This is a genomic window from Streptomyces sp. NPDC104307 (genome assembly GCF_055584045.1).
Genome location: NZ_JBVJMU010000023.1, coordinates 59,635 through 75,419, shown reverse-complemented (window position 1 = coordinate 75,419; position 15,785 = coordinate 59,635). Strand labels below are relative to the sequence as shown.

12 protein-coding genes and 1 pseudogene are annotated in these 15,785 nt (G+C 72.3%); 10 read left to right on the top strand and 3 right to left on the bottom strand.

The window, feature by feature from the left end; translation table 11 throughout:
• Nucleotides 1–23 precede the first annotated feature (23 nt).
• From ACZ601_RS35960 to ACZ601_RS35925, 8 genes are read left to right on the top strand one after another with little or no spacing between them, the layout of a single operon-like run.
• Nucleotides 24–395, top strand: a complete 372-nt coding sequence (locus ACZ601_RS35960; RefSeq protein WP_469545779.1) for a cupin domain-containing protein — start codon at nt 24–26, stop codon at nt 393–395.
• Entirely contained in the window at nt 392–1,420 is a 1,029-nt protein-coding gene (locus ACZ601_RS35955) for a pyridoxal phosphate-dependent aminotransferase (protein ID WP_469545777.1), read from the top strand. The genes ACZ601_RS35960 and ACZ601_RS35955 overlap by 4 nt, the downstream gene beginning before the upstream one ends.
• Before the next feature lie 28 nt (nt 1,421–1,448).
• Nucleotides 1,449–2,138 carry a GNAT family N-acetyltransferase gene (locus tag ACZ601_RS35950; RefSeq protein ID WP_440574020.1) on the top strand — a complete coding sequence of 230 codons (690 nt, stop codon included), beginning with the start codon at nt 1,449–1,451 and terminating at the stop codon, nt 2,136–2,138.
• 39 nt (nt 2,139–2,177) lie between these two features.
• A complete protein-coding gene (locus ACZ601_RS35945; protein ID WP_469545773.1) occupies nt 2,178–3,590 on the top strand; it encodes a KamA family radical SAM protein in 1,413 nt (470 codons plus the stop codon).
• Nucleotides 3,587–4,666, top strand: coding sequence for an L-erythro-3,5-diaminohexanoate dehydrogenase (gene kdd / locus ACZ601_RS35940; RefSeq protein WP_469545771.1), 1,080 nt, complete (start codon nt 3,587–3,589; stop codon nt 4,664–4,666). Before ACZ601_RS35945 ends, kdd begins: the two co-directional genes overlap by 4 nt.
• A complete protein-coding gene (kamD, locus tag ACZ601_RS35935) occupies nt 4,663–6,246 on the top strand; it encodes a lysine 5,6-aminomutase subunit alpha (protein ID WP_469545769.1) in 1,584 nt (527 codons plus the stop codon). The genes kdd and kamD overlap by 4 nt, the downstream gene beginning before the upstream one ends.
• Complete coding sequence (gene kamE, locus ACZ601_RS35930) at nt 6,243–7,061, top strand: lysine 5,6-aminomutase subunit beta (protein WP_469545767.1); 819 nt, start codon at nt 6,243–6,245, stop codon at nt 7,059–7,061. Before kamD ends, kamE begins: the two co-directional genes overlap by 4 nt.
• Nucleotides 7,058–8,575 (top strand): amino acid adenylation domain-containing protein, encoded by a 1,518-nt coding sequence (locus ACZ601_RS35925; RefSeq protein ID WP_469545765.1) that lies wholly within the window; start codon nt 7,058–7,060, stop codon nt 8,573–8,575. Before kamE ends, ACZ601_RS35925 begins: the two co-directional genes overlap by 4 nt.
• Nucleotides 8,576–8,868: 293 nt before the next feature.
• On the opposite strand, the gene ACZ601_RS35920 is transcribed toward ACZ601_RS35925, so the two are convergent.
• Nucleotides 8,869–9,111, bottom strand: coding sequence for a DUF5302 domain-containing protein (locus ACZ601_RS35920; protein WP_440574026.1), 243 nt, complete (start codon nt 9,109–9,111; stop codon nt 8,869–8,871).
• Nucleotides 9,112–9,322: 211 nt separating this feature from the next.
• On the opposite strand from ACZ601_RS35920, the gene rfbH reads away from it, so the two are divergent.
• The gene (gene rfbH, locus ACZ601_RS35915) at nt 9,323–10,624 is read left to right on the top strand and encodes a lipopolysaccharide biosynthesis protein RfbH (RefSeq protein ID WP_469545763.1); all 1,302 of its coding nucleotides are present in this window, start codon (nt 9,323–9,325) and stop codon (nt 10,622–10,624) included.
• A gap of 72 nt (nt 10,625–10,696) precedes the next feature.
• Here the strand turns inward: rfbH and hflX are convergent, their stop codons facing one another.
• Complete coding sequence (gene hflX, locus ACZ601_RS35910) at nt 10,697–12,109, bottom strand: GTPase HflX (protein ID WP_469545761.1); 1,413 nt, start codon at nt 12,107–12,109, stop codon at nt 10,697–10,699.
• 477 nt (nt 12,110–12,586) lie between these two features.
• On the opposite strand from hflX, the gene ACZ601_RS35905 reads away from it, so the two are divergent.
• Nucleotides 12,587–13,924: an IS701 family transposase gene (locus ACZ601_RS35905; RefSeq protein WP_469545759.1), complete on the top strand. Its 1,338-nt coding sequence runs from the start codon at nt 12,587–12,589 to the stop codon at nt 13,922–13,924.
• On the opposite strand, the pseudogene ACZ601_RS35900 reads toward ACZ601_RS35905, so the two are convergent.
• Nucleotides 13,914–15,737: pseudogene (locus ACZ601_RS35900) on the bottom strand (helix-turn-helix domain-containing protein); the annotation flags it as partial. The gene ACZ601_RS35905 and the pseudogene ACZ601_RS35900 overlap by 11 nt on opposite strands.
• Nucleotides 15,738–15,785: the final 48 nt, after the last annotated feature.

Below are 15,785 nucleotides of genomic sequence, written 5' to 3'. Positions count from 1 at the left end.
AGCCGGAAGAGGGAGTGGCCTGCGTGGCAACCGCTGAGATCCGCACTGACATCCCACAGTTCCTGCCGGTGGCTGGCCACCACCAGCCGGCCCCCTTCTATCTCACCGCGGACATGTTCGGCGGTGTGCCGGTCCAGGTCGCGGGCGGGCCCGTCGATCATCTGGTGGGCAAGCCCGTCGCCGATCCGCACCGGCACGATGTGGCCGAGATCTACTTCCTCGTCTCGCCCAACCCGGGCGGCGCCCGCATCGAGGTGACCGTCGAGGACGAGACACACGAGTTGTCCTCCCCCGCGCTGCTGCGGGTGCCGGCCGGCGCCGAGCACCGCTTCGTCACGCTGGAGGCGGAGCCGGGAAGTTACTGCTTCGGCATCCTGCTGGGAGACGCCGCATGACGGTTGCCGCCGTGCGTACCGGGCCGGCCCGGTTGCATCTCAGCGAGAACGCCCACGGCGCCAGCCCGCTGGCGCTGCTGGCCGCGCACGATGCCCTCGACCCGGCCGCCGTCTACCCCGATCCGGCCCGCTCGGCGCCCGTACGGGCCATCGCCGAGCGGCTCGGCGTCGGGGAGCACCAGATCGCCGTCGCCAACGGCAGCGACGAACTGGTGCTGCTGTCCGCGCTCGCGCTCGGTGACCGCGCCCGTCCCGGCGTCACCACCGCGGGTACCTTCCCCGGCTACCGCGTCTGCCTGGAGGCCGTGGGGCGCGGCTGCGAGGAGATCCCGCTCGACGGCGTCCGGGTGGACGCCGGAGCCGTCGCCGCCGCGATGGAGCGGGCGGGCATCGTCTACATCTGTCACCCGCACAACCCGACCGGCGCCGTTCTGGACCGCGACCGCATGGAGCTGCTGGTCGAGCGGGCCGCCGTCACCGGCACTCCCCTGGTGGTCGACGAGGCGTACCTGGAGTTCGCCCCGGCGGGCACTCCCCGGCTGCGCGACTACCTGGGCAGCGGTGCCCCGCTGCTGTCGCTGCGGACGTTCTCCAAGGCGTACGGGCTGGCCGCCCTGCGGATCGGTTACGCCGTGGGCAGCCCGGAGCTCGTCGCCCGGCTGCGCGAGGTCCAGGGCACGATGCCGTTCAGCGCGAACGCCGTCGCCCAGGCCGCCGCCGTGGCCGCGCTCGCGGACCGCGGCCATCTGGACGAGGTGCGCCGGCAGAACGCGCTGCAACGGGCCTGGTTCCGCGGCGAACTGGAGCGCAGGGGGCGGCGGTCGCTGCCCTCGGCGACGAACTTCGTGGCCATCTCGGTCTCCGACTCGGCCGAGGCCGAACGGCTGCTGGAGCGGGACCATGACATTCTCGTCCGCGACGCCGGACGTTTCGGATGTGCCGGATATCTGCGGGTCTCCCTCGGATCCGCCAAGGATCTGGTGCGGCTGATGGACGCCCTCGACCTGATCGACCCTGTCGGCTGACGGGCCGTACACCCCCATGGAGAACTCTGTGACGCACGCAGTCATCGTCAACGACCGGCAGCAGTACGCGCTGTGGCCGACCGGTACCGGTCTGCCCGACGGCTGGCTCGCCACCGGCTGGACCGGCGGCGAGCAGGCCTGTCTGGACCGGATCTCCGAGCTGTGGAAGGACGGCCGCCCCGCCGCGGTGCGCCGGGCCGTCGCCGAGGACGCCGCCCGTCCCGCCGTACAGCTGCTGGTGACCCCTCGGCTGTGGCTGCGCGAGGTACTGCCGGAGGAGGCCGGGCAGATCACGGAGGGCGGCACGGCCGGGCTCGAATGGCTGGGCTCCACGCCCAGCGCGGAGACCCGGATCGCGGCGAAGATGCTCACCCGCGCCGCCGGCGCCGGGGCGCATGTGCCCGGCTGGGGCATGTACCTGCTGCTCCGGGCGGAGGATGTCGTGGTGGTCGGCGCGATGGGCTTCCACGGTCCGCCCGCCGACGGCTCGGCGGAGATCGGCTTCGACCTCTCCGAGCAGGCCAGGGGCCAGGGTTACGCCACAGAGGCACTGGGCGAGCTCGCCGCCTGGACGCTGCGGCAGAGCGGGATCGGCACGGTCGTCGCCACGACCACGCAGGACAACGTCACGTCGCAGCGCGTCATGGAACGCGCGGGCTTCGAGCTTCAGCCCGAGCGCGACCAAGAAGGTCTGCTCGTCTACCGGCTCACCCGCTGACCGGTTGTCAGCCAGTCCGCCCGAGGAATTCCGAGGAGCATGGTGTCCCGTTCACTCCGTGCCGAGGCCGCCCTTGCGGACAGCCCCGCCGAGACTCTCCCGCAGCCCTACGCCTACCGCCGTCATGAGGCGGTGGAACCCGACTGGCGCCGCTTCCCCGGCTGGCGCGATGTCACCGAGCAGGAATGGCGCGACCCCCAGTGGCAGCGCTCGCACTGCGTCAAGGGGGTAAGCCAGCTGCGTACGGTGGCGGGCCCCGGTCTCGACGACGCGTTCTACGACGACGTCGAGGCGGACCAGCGCGACCACGCGACGATGTCGATCCTGCTGCCGCCGCACGTACTGAACACGATCGCCCCGCACACCGAGGTGGAGACCGCCGCCTGGTACGAGGACCCGGTACGCCGCTACATGCTGCCGGTCGCCTCCGACCGGCACCCGCTGTGGCCGAGCCACCCGCTCGCCTCCCGCGACTCACTGCACGAGGCGGAGATGTGGGCGGTGGAGGGGCTGACCCACCGGTATCCGACCAAGGTGCTCGCCGAACTGGTGAGCACGTGCCCGCAGTACTGCGGGCACTGCACCCGGATGGATCTCGTCGGCACCTCCACGCCGCAGATCACCAAGTACCGCTTCGTGATGCGCCCCGCCGACCGGCTGGACCGCATGATCGACTACCTGCGGGCCACCCCGACGGTGCGGGACGTCGTCGTCTCGGGCGGCGACGTGGCCAACGTGCCCTGGCCCAGGCTCGCGTCGTTCGTCGGCAGGCTCCTGGAGATCGATTCGATCCGGGACATCCGGCTGGCCAGCAAGGGCCTGATCGGGCTGCCGCAGCACTGGCTCGCCCCGCAGGTCCTCGACGGTGTCGCGAAACTGTCCGCCGACGCCCGCGCGCGGGGGGTGTCGCTGGCCCTGCACACCCACGCCAACGCCGCCCAGCAGGTCACCCCGCTGGTCGCGGAGGCGTCCCGGTCCCTGCTCGACGCGGGCCTGCGCGACATACGCAACCAGGGCGTACTGCTCGACGGGGTCAACGGCACGACGGAGGGGCTGCTCGACCTGTGCTTCGCCCTGCTCGACTCCGCCGGGGTCATGCCCTACTACTTCTACCTCTGCGACATGATCCCCGGCGCCGAGCACTGGCGGCTGCCGCTGGCCCGCGCCCAGGAACTCCAGCACTCGCTGATGGGTTACCTGCCCGGGTTCGCGACGCCTCGGCTGGTCTGCGACGTGCCGTACGTCGGCAAGCGCTGGGTGGACCAGGTGGACGGCTACGACCGGGAGCGCGGCATATCGTCCTGGACGAAGAACTACCGCACGACCGTCGACCACGACGACCCGGCGGCGCTCGACCGGGTGCACCACTACTACGACCCGGTGCACACGCTGCCCCAGCAGGGCCGGGAGTGGTGGACGAGCGCACAGGCACTGATCGGCGGGGCGTCATGACGGCCGCGGCCGTGGACACCGCGTCCGCGCTGGGGCTGCACCGGGTGCGCGAGCCCAAGGGTGTGCTGCCGCAGGCCGCCCGCCGGCTCGACACCGATCCGCGGCTCGCTCCGGACGAGGTCCGTATCGACGTCAGCTGTCTGAATCTGGACGCCGCTTCCTTCCGGCAGCTGCGCGAGGAGCACGGCGGGGACGGCGACGCCGTGCGGGCGGCGGTGTGCGCGCTCGTGCGCGACCGGGGCAAGATGCACAACCCGGTGACCGGCTCCGGCGGCATGCTGATCGGTACCGTCGCCGAGGTCGGGCCCGCCTCACCGCTGGGTCTGCGCCCCGGCGACCGGGTGGCGACCCTGGTGTCGCTGACCCTGACCCCGCTGGAGATCACGGACGGCCTGCGCGACTGGGACGGGCTGAGCGAACGGGTCCCGGCGCGCGGTCACGCCATCCTGTTCGGCCGCTCCGTCGCAGCCCCGCTGCCGGACGACCTCCCCGACGAACTGGCCCTGTCGGTGCTGGACGTGTGCGGCGCCCCGGCGCTGACCGAGCGCCTCGTCGCCTCGTACGCGCACCGTGGGACCGCTCCCTCGGTGCTGGTGCTCGGCGCCGGCGGCAAGTCAGGTTCCCTGTCGCTCGCCGCCGCCCGCCGCGCCGGGGCCGGCCGGATCACCGGCGTGGTGCCCGGCTCCGCCGAGGAGGCGGCCCTGACCGCCGCCGGCCTCGCCGACGCGGTGATACGGGCGGACGCCCGGGACGCCGTCGCCCTGCACGCGCTGATCGAGAGCCGCGGCGGCCCCGCCGACGTGACGATCGTCTGCACCGACGTGGCGGGGTGCGAGCACGCCGCGATCCTGGCCACCCGGGACGGCGGCACCGTGGCGTTCTTCTCGATGGCGACGTCCTTCAGCACCGCCGCGCTCGGCGCCGAGGGGCTGGCCCGCGATGTCACTCTGCTGATCGGCAACGGATACCAGCCCGGTCACAGCGCCCTGGCCCTCGGGCTCGTACGCGAGGAGCCGGGCGTGCGCGCCCTGTTCGACCGGGTGCTGGTCCCCGCGGGCGACGGAGCCGAACGGTGAGCGCCCCCGTACGGACCGCCGAAGGCAAACTGAGCCTCGATCCGGGCACCGTCGCCCGCGCCCGCGCGCTGGCCGCCCGGGTCGGCCGCCCCGTCGTCGAGCTCGCCCGCTCCCACACCACCGTCTCCGTCGAGCGCGCCACCCTGCGCCTGGCCGGACTCAACGGCGCCGACTCCGAGGGCATCCCCTGGGTCAACCGGCTCGTCGACACCGTGGCCGACTCCGTCGGTCTGGAACACGGCGTCTGCCTGCCGGTCTGGGACGCGCTGCGCACCGGGCCGTACCACGACCTGACCGGCCTGGCGGCCCACGCCACCGCCCGTACCGTGCGGTTCCGCGTTCCCGAGGGCGAGGACGCCGAGCTGGCCGCCCAGGCGGCACACGACGCGGTCGCCCGGGGCCTGGCCGCCATCGACGCCCAACGCGCCGAGCGGGAGCGGCTGGTCGGCGAACTGAGTGACCCGCCCTCTCCCTGGCTCTATCTGATCGTGGCGACCGGCGACATCTACGAGGACATCCGGCAGGCCCAGGCGGCGGCCCGTGGCGGCGCCGATGTGATCGCGGTGATCCGCTCGACGGGTCAGTCGCTCCTGGACTACGTGCCGCAGGGCGCGACCCGCGAGGGCTACGCCGGTACGTACGCCACCCAGGAGAACTTCCGGCTGATGCGGGCCGCGCTCGACGAGGTGTCGGCCGAGCTCGGCCGCTACATCCGGCTCACGAACTACGCCTCCGGCCTGTGCATGCCGGAGATCGCCGCGCTGGCCGGTCTCGAACGCCTCGACATGATGCTGAACGACTCGATGTACGGAATCCTGTTCCGCGACATCAATCCGGTGCGCACCTTCGTCGACCAGCGCTTCTCCCGGCAGCTGCACGCCCGTGCCGGGATCGTCATCAACACCGGCGAGGACAACTACCTCACGACCGCGGACGCCGTGGACGCCGCCCACACGGTGACGGCGAGCCAGCTCCTCAACGAGTACTTCGCCAAGGAGGCGGGGCTGCCGGACGGGCAGCTCGGTCTCGGTCACGCCTTCGAGATCGACCCGGACCGCCCGGACTCGTTCCGCCTGGAGCTGGCGCACGCGATGCTGGCCCGGGAGCTGTTCCCCGACGCACCGCTGAAGTGGATGCCGCCGACCAGGCACATGACCGGTGACGTCTTCCGCGGCTATCTCCTCAACGGCTTCTTCAACCTCGCGGGCGCGCTGACCGGGCAGAACATCCTGCTGGTCGGGATGATGACCGAGGCCGTCGTCACACCGTTCCTGTCCGACCGCGACCTGGCGTTGCGCAACGTCCGCTACGTCCTGGGCTCCGCGGGTGCGCTGGCGGAGGACTTCCGGCCCGCGCCGGGCGGGTTCATCGCGGGGCGGGCCCACCAGGTGCTCGACGAGGCCGTGGAGCTGCTGGAGAACATCTGCGACCGGGGGCTGCTGCACGCCATCGGTCAGGGCACGTTCGGCGGGATGCGGCGCCCCTCGGACGGCGGCCGGGGCTCCGACGGCGTCGTGAGGCGCGCACCCGGCTACCGCAATCCGGCCGCCGATCTCCTGGAAGGAAACAAGGGCGGATGAGCATCGAATCCAGCAACACCGCTCCCCCGTACGGCGACACGCGGCCCGGCGGCGAGGTCCGCCCGTACGGCGACACCACCGACGACGGCATGGTGCAGCTGTCCTACACCCTGCCGCTGCCGCACGGCCCGCTCGCCGAGGGGGCCGCGCTGCAACTGGCCCGGCGTATGGGCATGGAGCGCCCGATGGTCGTGCACAGCAAGGCGGTCGGCGGCACCGATTTCAGCTTCTTCGTCGTGTACGGGGCCGTGACGCACGCCGTGGACCTCGACCAGATCGTGATCACCGAGCGCGGCTACCCCCTGCTGGCGGCCAAGGACGCCGACGCGGCGGTACGGGACAGGCTCGGCCGCAGACTCGTGGTCCTCGGCGCCTGCATCGGCACGGACGCGCACACCGTGGGGATCGACGCGATCCTCAACATCAAGGGCTTCGCCGGCGAGAAGGGCCTGGAGTACTACAAGCAGATGCGGGTCCTGAACCTGGGCGCGCAGGTACCGGTCGGTGATCTGGTGCGCCGGGCCCGCTCCGAGCGTGCCGACGCCGTCCTGGTCTCGCAGGCCGTCACCCAGCGGGACGCCCACCTCACCAACGTCCGGGAACTCAGCGCAGAACTGCGCGCCGAGTTCGCCGAGCACGAACGGCCGCTGCTGGTGGTCGGCGGTCCCCGCTTCGATCCGGACGCGGCGGCGACGCTGGGCGCGGACCGGGTCTTCGGCCGCGGCACCACGCCGGGTGATGTCGCCAGCTACCTGGTGCACGCCCTGGCACCGGCCGCCGCCGTCTCCGCCGCTGTTCTGCAGGACGTCCGATGACCATCGCCGCCCCGGACCGCATCGACACCCGTTTCGCCTCGGTGGCCGCCCGCAACGCCGCCCGTACCGCCGTGTCCGACGCCGGGGGCGAGGTGAGTTACCTGGAACTGGACTGGCTGGCCGACGCCGTCGCGCAACGGCTGGCGGGCCGTACCGGGCCCGGCCGGCTGGTCGCGCTGCGTGCCGCCCGGACCCGTTACGCCCCCGGCGCCGTCCTCGGCATTCTGCGTTCCGGCGCCGCGTACGTGCCCGTCGACCCCGGCTACCCGGCCGCCCGCCAGGAGTACCTCTTGGAGGATTCGGGGTGCGAACTGGTCGTTTCCGACAGCGGGCTGCTGGACGGGGAGGTCCCGGTCGCGAAGGCGGGCCCGTTCGTCCTGGCGACCCGGACCGTGTCCGGGACCGGCGGAGCACCGGCCGGCCGGCGGGTTCCGGACGACACCGCGTACGTCATCCACACGTCCGGTTCCACCGGTGCCCCCAAGGGCTGCGTCGTCGGACACGGTCAGGTGCTGGCCCTGCTGGATGCGGCCGTGCCACTGCTGGGCACGGGCCCGGACGACGTGTGGACGCTGTTCCACTCGCTCAGCTTCGACTTCAGTGTGTGGGAGCTGTGGGGACCGCTGCTGCACGGCGGCCACACGGTCGTCGTCGACCGTGAGACCGCCACGGAACCCCTGGAGTTCGCACGTCTGCTCGCGAGCCGGTGCGTCACCGTCCTCAACCAGGTGCCCTCCGCCTTCCACAACCTGACCGCGGAGGCCATCGCGGAGAAGGTCCAGCTGCCCGCGCTGCGCCGGGTCGTCTTCGGCGGCGAGTCGCTGGTCCCCGCCGATGTGAGGCGCTGGTGGGCGGCCGGGATCGCCCCGGACGCCGAGCTGATCAACATGTACGGGATCACCGAGACCACGGTCCATGTCACGTACTGCCCGCTCACCCCCGCCGTTCTGGAGGGCGCGGCGCCCGGTCGTACACCGCTCGGGCGTCCGCTGCCGCACCTGTCGGTCTCGCTGCGCGACGCCGAGGGCCGGCCCGTTCCGGCCGGGGAGCACGGCGAGATGTGGGTCGGCGGGAGCGGCGTCGGCAACGGCTACATGGGGCGCCCGGAACTGACGGAGCAGCGCTTCGTCGACCCGGGCGACGGCTCCGGCCGGCACTACCGCAGCGGTGACTGGGCCGTGGCCGACGGAAACGGACTGCTGTACTACGCGGGCCGTCAGGACGGCCAGGTCAAACTGCGGGGCTTCCGCATCGAGCTGGGCGAGATCGAGTCGGCGCTGCGCGCGGTGCCGGGTGTCTCGGGCGCGGCCTGTCTGGTGACGGAGAGCCCTCATGGGGACCAGTCCCTCACCGCGTACATCGTGGCGGAACGGGAGGCCGTCCCGGCGAGCGCCGTCCGCGGGGCGCTCGCGGCGCGGCTGCCGGCCCACATGCTGCCGCAGCGGATCCGCTATCTGGACCGGCTGCCGGTGACGCACAACGGCAAGCTGGACCGGGCCGCGCTGGCCGCGTAGCGCGGGCCCGCGCTCCCTTTCACCGCGTACGCCTCCACGGCGAGGTCCGCACCGCACCACAGCCCGTCCGACGGTCTCTCACGCGCTCGCGTGAGAGACCGTCGCCGCATGCCCGGCGGAACACATTTCGGCTGAATGCAGAGCTCATTCCTGGAAATATTCGAGTGGTTCTCGACCGAGACTCCAGGGAAACTCCGACCGGATTGCAGAAGAGGGATTCCCGAGTGCAATAAATAAGGTCGCCGCGATCCCCAGGGGGAATCGCGGCGACCTTCGGAAAATCCCGCCCGGAGTCAGCCGGCCTTGCGCCGGAAATTCCGGTGCTGGCGGTTGAGACCACTGGCGCCATTGATCTTCAGCCGCGCCTCGTGGTGCGCCTGCTGGGACCTGGCGTTGCGGGACTTGCGCTCCAGAGCCTCCTGGAACTTGCGCTTGGCGTCGGTCTCGGCGGCATTGGTCTCGACCGCACTGGTTTCAACGGCATCGATTTCAGCTGCGTTGTTCTCGGCCGCTTCGGTTTCCGGCGTATCAGTCATGCATTACCTCCTGAGCATGTTCCAGAGCGGTTTTAGTGTGCCATCCGAACGGCCGACCCGCGAGCCCCCTGCTCTCTCGATGGAATATTTTTCGCCACTCGCCGGTATTCCCTCCCCGACCTGATGAAGTCATCCGGAGCCCTGCCGATTCGAAGGGCATTCCGGCCTAGGCTCACGGTTCCGTCAGCGGTGCCATCGGAAGGGAACGACCATGGGCGAGACCAAGGACCGGATCGCGGAGCTCGTCCGTGAGTACCACCAGGAGCAGGCTCCCGGTCCCTTCGAGCCCGGTATCTCCCCGGTACAGGTCTCCGGCGCCGTGCTCAGCGCGGAGGACCGGCTGGCGCTGGTCTCCGCGGCGCTCGACATGCGGATCGCCGCCGGCGTCAGCTCCCGGCGCTTCGAGCGGGACTTCGCCCGCTTCATCGGCACCCGCAAGGCCCACCTGACGAACTCCGGCTCCTCCGCGAACCTGCTGGCGCTGAGCTCACTGACCTCCCCGCAGCTGGAGGAGCAGCGTCTGAAGCCGGGCGACGAGGTCATCACCGTGGCGGCGGGCTTCCCGACCACGGTCAGCCCGATCCTGCACAACGGCCTGGTGCCGGTCTTCGTGGACGTCGAGCTGGGGACGTACAACACGACCCCCGAGCGGATCGCCGCGGCCATCGGGCCGAAGACCCGCGCGATCATGATCGCGCACTCCCTGGGCAACCCGTTCCAGGTCGAGGAGATCGCCCAACTGGCGGAGCAGCACGGCCTGTTCTTCGTCGAGGACAACTGCGACGCGGTCGACTCCACCTACCGGGGCAAGCGCACCGGCTCCTTCGGTGACCTGGCGACCACCAGCTTCTACCCGGCGCACCACATCGCGATGGGCGAGGGCGGCTGCGTACTGACGAGCAATCTGGTGCTGGCGCGGATCGTGGAGTCGTTCCGCGACTGGGGCCGGGACTGCTGGTGCGAGCCGGGCGAGGACAACCGCTGCATGAAGCGCTTCGACCAGCAGATGGGGAAGCTGCCGCAGGGCTACGACCACAAGTACATCTTCTCCCACGTGGGGTACAACCTGAAGGCGACCGACCTCCAGGCGTCCCTGGGCCTGAGCCAGCTGGGCCGCATCGAGGAGTTCAGCGCCGCCCGGCGTCGCAACTGGGCCCTGCTGCGCGCCGGTCTCGACGGGCTGCCGGGTCTGCTGCTCCCGGAGCCGACCCCGGACAGCGACCCGAGCTGGTTCGGCTTCCTGATCACGGTGGACCCGGACGCGGCCTACACCCGGGCCGCGCTGGTGGACTTCCTGGAGTCGCGGCGCATCCACACGCGCCGCTTCTTCGCGGGCAACCTGACCCGCCACCCCGCGTACGCCGAGCGGCCGCACCGGATCGCGGAGCCGCTGACCAACAGCGATCTGATCACGGACCAGACGTTCTGGATCGGCGTCTACCCGGGCATCACGGAGGAGATGATCGAGTACGTCCTCTCCTCGGTCCGCGACTTCACCACCCGCGCCCACTGACCCACCGGGTCACGCCGAAGGGCCGGCCCCCTCCCCGGGTACCGAGGGGAGGGGGCCGGCCTTTCGGACGTGTCAGGCGGTGTAGGCCTCCAGGTCGGCGGCGAGGGGGGCGTCGACATTCGCCTTCAGCCGGGTGCCGTTCTCCTCGTGCGACTCCTCCAGCACCTCCCCCGAGTCATGGACGCGGGCCACCAGCTGCCCCTCCGTGTAGGGGACGAGCACCTCCACCTCGATGTCGGGGTGCGGGAGTTCATCCACGATGCGGGACAGGAGGTCTTCGATGCCCTCGCCGGTGCGGGCCGACACCGCGATCGCCGTCGGCTCCGCGAGCTTGAGCCGCGCGAGCGTGTCGGCCGGTGCCGCGTCCGCCTTGTTGATGACGACGAGCTCCGGCACGCCCTCTCCACCGATCTCGCCGATGACCGTGCGCACGGCCTCGATCTGGGACTCCGGGTCGGGGTGCGAGCCGTCGACCACGTGCAGGATGAGGTCCGCCTCCGCGACCTCTTCCAGGGTGGAGCGGAACGCGTCGACGAGCTGGTGCGGCAGGTGCCGCACGAAGCCGACGGTGTCGGCCAGGGTGTAGGCCCGCCCGCCGGGCGTCTCGCTGCGGCGCACGGTCGGGTCGAGGGTGGCGAACAGCGCGTTCTGGACGTGGACATCGGCGCCGGTGAGGCGGTTGAGGAGCGAGGACTTGCCCGCGTTGGTGTAACCCGCGAGGGCGACCGACGGGACCTGGTTGCGGCGGCGTTCCTGCCGCTTGAGGTCGCGGGAGGTCTTCATCTCCTCGATGTCCCGGCGCATCTTGGCCATCTTGTCGCGCAGCCGGCGCCGGTCCGTCTCGATCTTCGTCTCGCCGGGTCCGCGGGTGGCCATGCCGCCGCCCGCGCCACCACCGCCGCCCATCTGCCGGGACAGCGAGGCGCCCCAGCCGCGCAGCCTCGGCAGCATGTACTGCATCTGCGCGAGTGCGACCTGCGCCTTGCCCTCGCGGGAGGAGGCGCGCTGGGCGAAGATGTCGAGGATCAGAGCGGTCCGGTCGACCACCTTGACCTTGACGAACTCCTCCAGCCGGACGAGCTGGGCGGGGCTCAGCTCGCCGTCGCAGACCACGGTGTCCGCACCGGTGGCTTCGACGAGATCGCGCAGCTCCCCGGCCTTGCCCGAGCCGATGTACGTGGCCGGGTCCGGCTTGTCGCGGCGCTGGATGACACCGTCGAGGACCAGGGCGCCCGCGGTCTCGGCGAGGGCGGCGAGCTCGGCGAGGGAGCTCTCGGCCTCCGCGACCGTGCCGGAGGTCCACACGCCGACGAGCACCACGCGCTCCAGGCGGACCTTGCGCTGCTCGACCTCGACGACGTCCCGGAGTTCGGTGGACAGGGCCGCGACATGGCGCATGCCGGTGTCCTGGGTGGTGTCGATGGCGTCGGCGGCGGCGATGCGGCCGCCGGCGGCGGAGTTGGACTCGTGATCTGTCGCGGTCATGCGTTTCCTCTCACTGGGGTGGGGGTCAGGGGGCGAGGAAGGCCGGTGATGCGGATGTCCGGCGAGGGGCGGTCCCAGCCACTCGTGGCAAGGGGTGCGCGCGCGTGGTGCGCGTGTCTCCACGCTCACGGAACGGGCCGCGGGAGACGAGGTCGGCCCGTCACACTCTACGGAGTTCGGGGTTTTTTCTCCGTGCCACAGGGGCTCCGGCGCTCAAGGATCGCTTGAGCCCGGCGAGGCCGGGGCGCTGGAGGGACGGCGGCGGGGCCCGTGGGCCGGAACGTGGTGGCGAGGCCACCACCCGCCGCCGGTACGGGGCGTACGCCCCGGCGCGAGGGGGCTCGGGGCGGGGCGGGCCGGAAAGTGTGTTTCCGACCGACCTGGGCCGCGGCCGGGCCGCCGGGGACGGTTAAGGGGTCCCAGCGATCGCAGCCCCGGGCCCGGCGGATTCCGGGCGCCGAGACCTTGAGGAGCGTCATGAGTGCCACTCTCCAAACGGTGGAAGCCCCGAGCCTGCCGCCCGGTCCGGCGACGGGCGCGCCACGGGCCCTGGTCGCATCGGTACTGTCCTCGCTGCGCCGCCGCGACCAGCGGCACAAGGGCGAGCTGTATGTGAACGGGCTCCTGCACGCCCCGGGCCGCAAGACCATGCGCAATCTGGCCGCGAGCACCGACGAACGCTCGGCGGAGCAGAGCCTGCACCACTTCATCAGCTGCTCGACCTGGGACTGGTCCCCGCTGCGGGCGGAGCTGGCGGCCCGGATGGACCAACTGCTCGCGCCCAAGGCATGGGTGGTGCGCCCGCTGGTCATTCCGAAGACGGGCCGGCACTCGGTGGGCGTGGGGCGCCGGTTCGTCCCGCAGCTCGGGCAGGTGGTCAACAGCCAGCACGGGTACGGGCTCTGGCTGGCCTCCGGGGCCGCCTCGGCCCCGGTGAACTGGCGGCTGTCGCTGTCCGGCGACTGGCTGGAGGACACCGAGATGCGCCAACGGGCCGCGATACCCGACTCGGTGGACGCCGGTTCCGCGGAGGGACTCGTCCTGGACATGGCGCTGGAGACGGCCGGCTGGGGGGTCACCCGGCTGCCCGTGGTGACGGACGCCCGCGAGGAGGCAGTGCCGTCGATGGTGCGGGCCTTCTCCCGGGCCGGGCTGCCCTTCCTGCTGCGGATCGGCGGCAGTACGGGCCTGCTGGCCCCCGCCCTGTCCGGCGGGGGGAGCCGTTCCGTGTCGGCCTCCGCAGGGCACCTCGCGGAGCTGGCGCGCTCCCAGCGCCGGCCGGTGGAATGGTTCGAGCCGGCGGGTAACGGGCTGCCGAAGACCTCGCTGGTGTCCCTGCTGCCGGTACGGCTGCCGGGGCCGCGTCAGGCGTTCGGCGGGGTGCCGTCGGCGGAGGCGCCGCTGACGCTGGTGGGGGTGTGGTCGCCGAACAGCCGTGCGGCATCGGAGTTGTGGCTGACGAACCTGGCCGGTGCGAGCCGCAGCACGCTGCTGGGTCTTGGCAGGCTGATCGGACGGGCCGACGCCGATTTCACGGGCACGAGCCTGCCGGTGGGGGCGCTGGACTTCGAGGGGCGCTCGTACCACGGCTGGCACCGGCACGTGACGCTGGTGTCGCTGGCGCACGCGGTGCGGCTGCTGGGCCCGGAGGCGCAGCAGGCGCGCCGCAGCCGCGGTGCGCTCACGCCGGTTCCCATGACCGGGGGCCGTCGGGTGCGGGACTCTGGAAGATTCGCGCCCGCTGCAGGCGCAGGGCGAGCTGAAGTTCCAGCGAACGTTCCGGTTGCTGCCAGTCCGGGCCGAGCAGCTGGGTGATGCGCTCCAGGCGGCGGGAGACCGTGTTGGGGTGTACGTAGAGGATCTCGCCGGCCCGGGTGGGGCTGCCGGCGGCGGTGAACCAGCCGTCGAGGGTCTCGACGAGGTTGCCGAACCGCTCGGCGTCGTGGTCGAGGAGCGGGCCGAGGGTGCGTTCCACGAACCCGGGGGCGTCGTGCTCCTCGCCGAGCAGCATGCCGATGAACCCGAGGTCGCGGGCGGCGGCCGAGCGCCCGGCGCCGCCGAGCGCGGTGAGGGCGTCCAGGCAGCGGGCGGCCTCCTGGTGGGCACGGCGGACCGCGTCCGGGCCCCGGGCGACCCGGGCCGCCCCGGCCGTGACGGGGGCGCCGGTGGCTTCGGCCAGTTCCGCGCGGACCTGGGCGGCGCAGGCGGCCGGGTCGTCCCCGGGCAGCAGCAGGGCCAGCCGGTCGCCCTGGACGGTCTTCATGCCCCGGTGGCGGCGGGCGTGCCCTGCGGCCCAGCTCTCGACGAGTTCGGCGGCCGCGTTGCGGGGGCGGGCGACGACCATGACGTGGGGGCGTTCCAGACGGGCCGCCAGCCGGCGGGCGCGCCGCTCCAGGCCCTCGGCGGGCCCGTCCCAGGTGACGAGGTCCTCCAGGAGGTCGTCGTCGGCCCGTCCCCCGACGTCCGTGGAGCGCTGCATGACGAGCAGCAGGGACACGGTGCGCGCGTAGGAGAGGACCTGTTCGCCGGGCCAGGCGTCGGTGCCGGTGGCCGGCTCCGCAGGGTGGAAGAGGAGCGAGCCGACGTCCTCCGAACGGACGGAGAGCGGCACGAGCAGGGTGCCGCCGGTCAGGGGGCAGGCGATGCCGGTGGCCGCGGCGTTGAGCCGTACCCGCTCCAGTTCGGCACTGTCGGGGCGGGGGGTGTGGCCGTGCCCGGCGAGGCGTTCGCCGCCCTGGCCCCAGACGGAGAGGCCGCCGCCGAGCTCGGCTGCGGCGCGGGCCAGGAGTTCGTCCATGCTGATGCCCTCAAGGACGAGCCGGACCAGGTCGTCCTGGATGTTCTTGGCCTGCAGGGCGTCGCTGAGTCCGGCGCGGGCCCTGGTCCCGGCGTCCTCCAGGATGGTGTTGGCGGCCTGCACGGTCTCCAGCAGGCGGGCGGTCTCGATGGCGACGGCGGACAGGTCGGCGAGGGAGCACATGAGCGACACGTCGTCGGGGGTGAAGTGCCGTGTCCTGCGCTCGGCGACGTAGAGGAAGCCCAGGCAGCGGTCGCCGGCGCGCAGCGGGACGCCGAGCACGGCGTGGAGGGACTCGGCCTGCAGGAGGTCTTCGAGGGCGTCCGTGTGACCGGCCCGGTCGTCGGCCAGGTGGTCCGCGGTCCAGAAGGGGCCGGGCAGTTCACCCAGGGTGCCGTCGGCGAGCGCGGCCGCAGGTATGCGGTGGCCGGCGGTACGGACGCTGACGGCACCGTCGGCGGTGCCGACGATCAGGTCCCCGGTGGTCTCGTCGGCCAGGGCGGTGCAGGCGAGGTCCGTGTTGAGCAGCAGCCGGGCGCGGCGGGTGATCAGACGGAGGGTGGCGTCGAGCCGGGAGGGTGCGGTGAGATCGAGGGCGGTGCCGACGAGCGCGGCGAGTTCGGCCTCGCGCTGGCGGCGCCGGTCGAAGAGGGCGTTGACCTCCAGGGCGAGGCCCTTGGCGCGGGTCAGCTGGTCGATCCGCCGGGGCGCGGCGCCGGAGCGGCGGGCCCGTGCGACGAGCTGCTCGTACGCGTGGGCCGGTGCCTCCTCCGCGAGCAGTTCGAGTATGTGCAGGACCTCGGTCCCGGTCTGCGAGTCCTCCTCTGTCATCCCACGCCCCCCAGCGGATGAATCGGCCTGATCCTGACGACCCGGGGA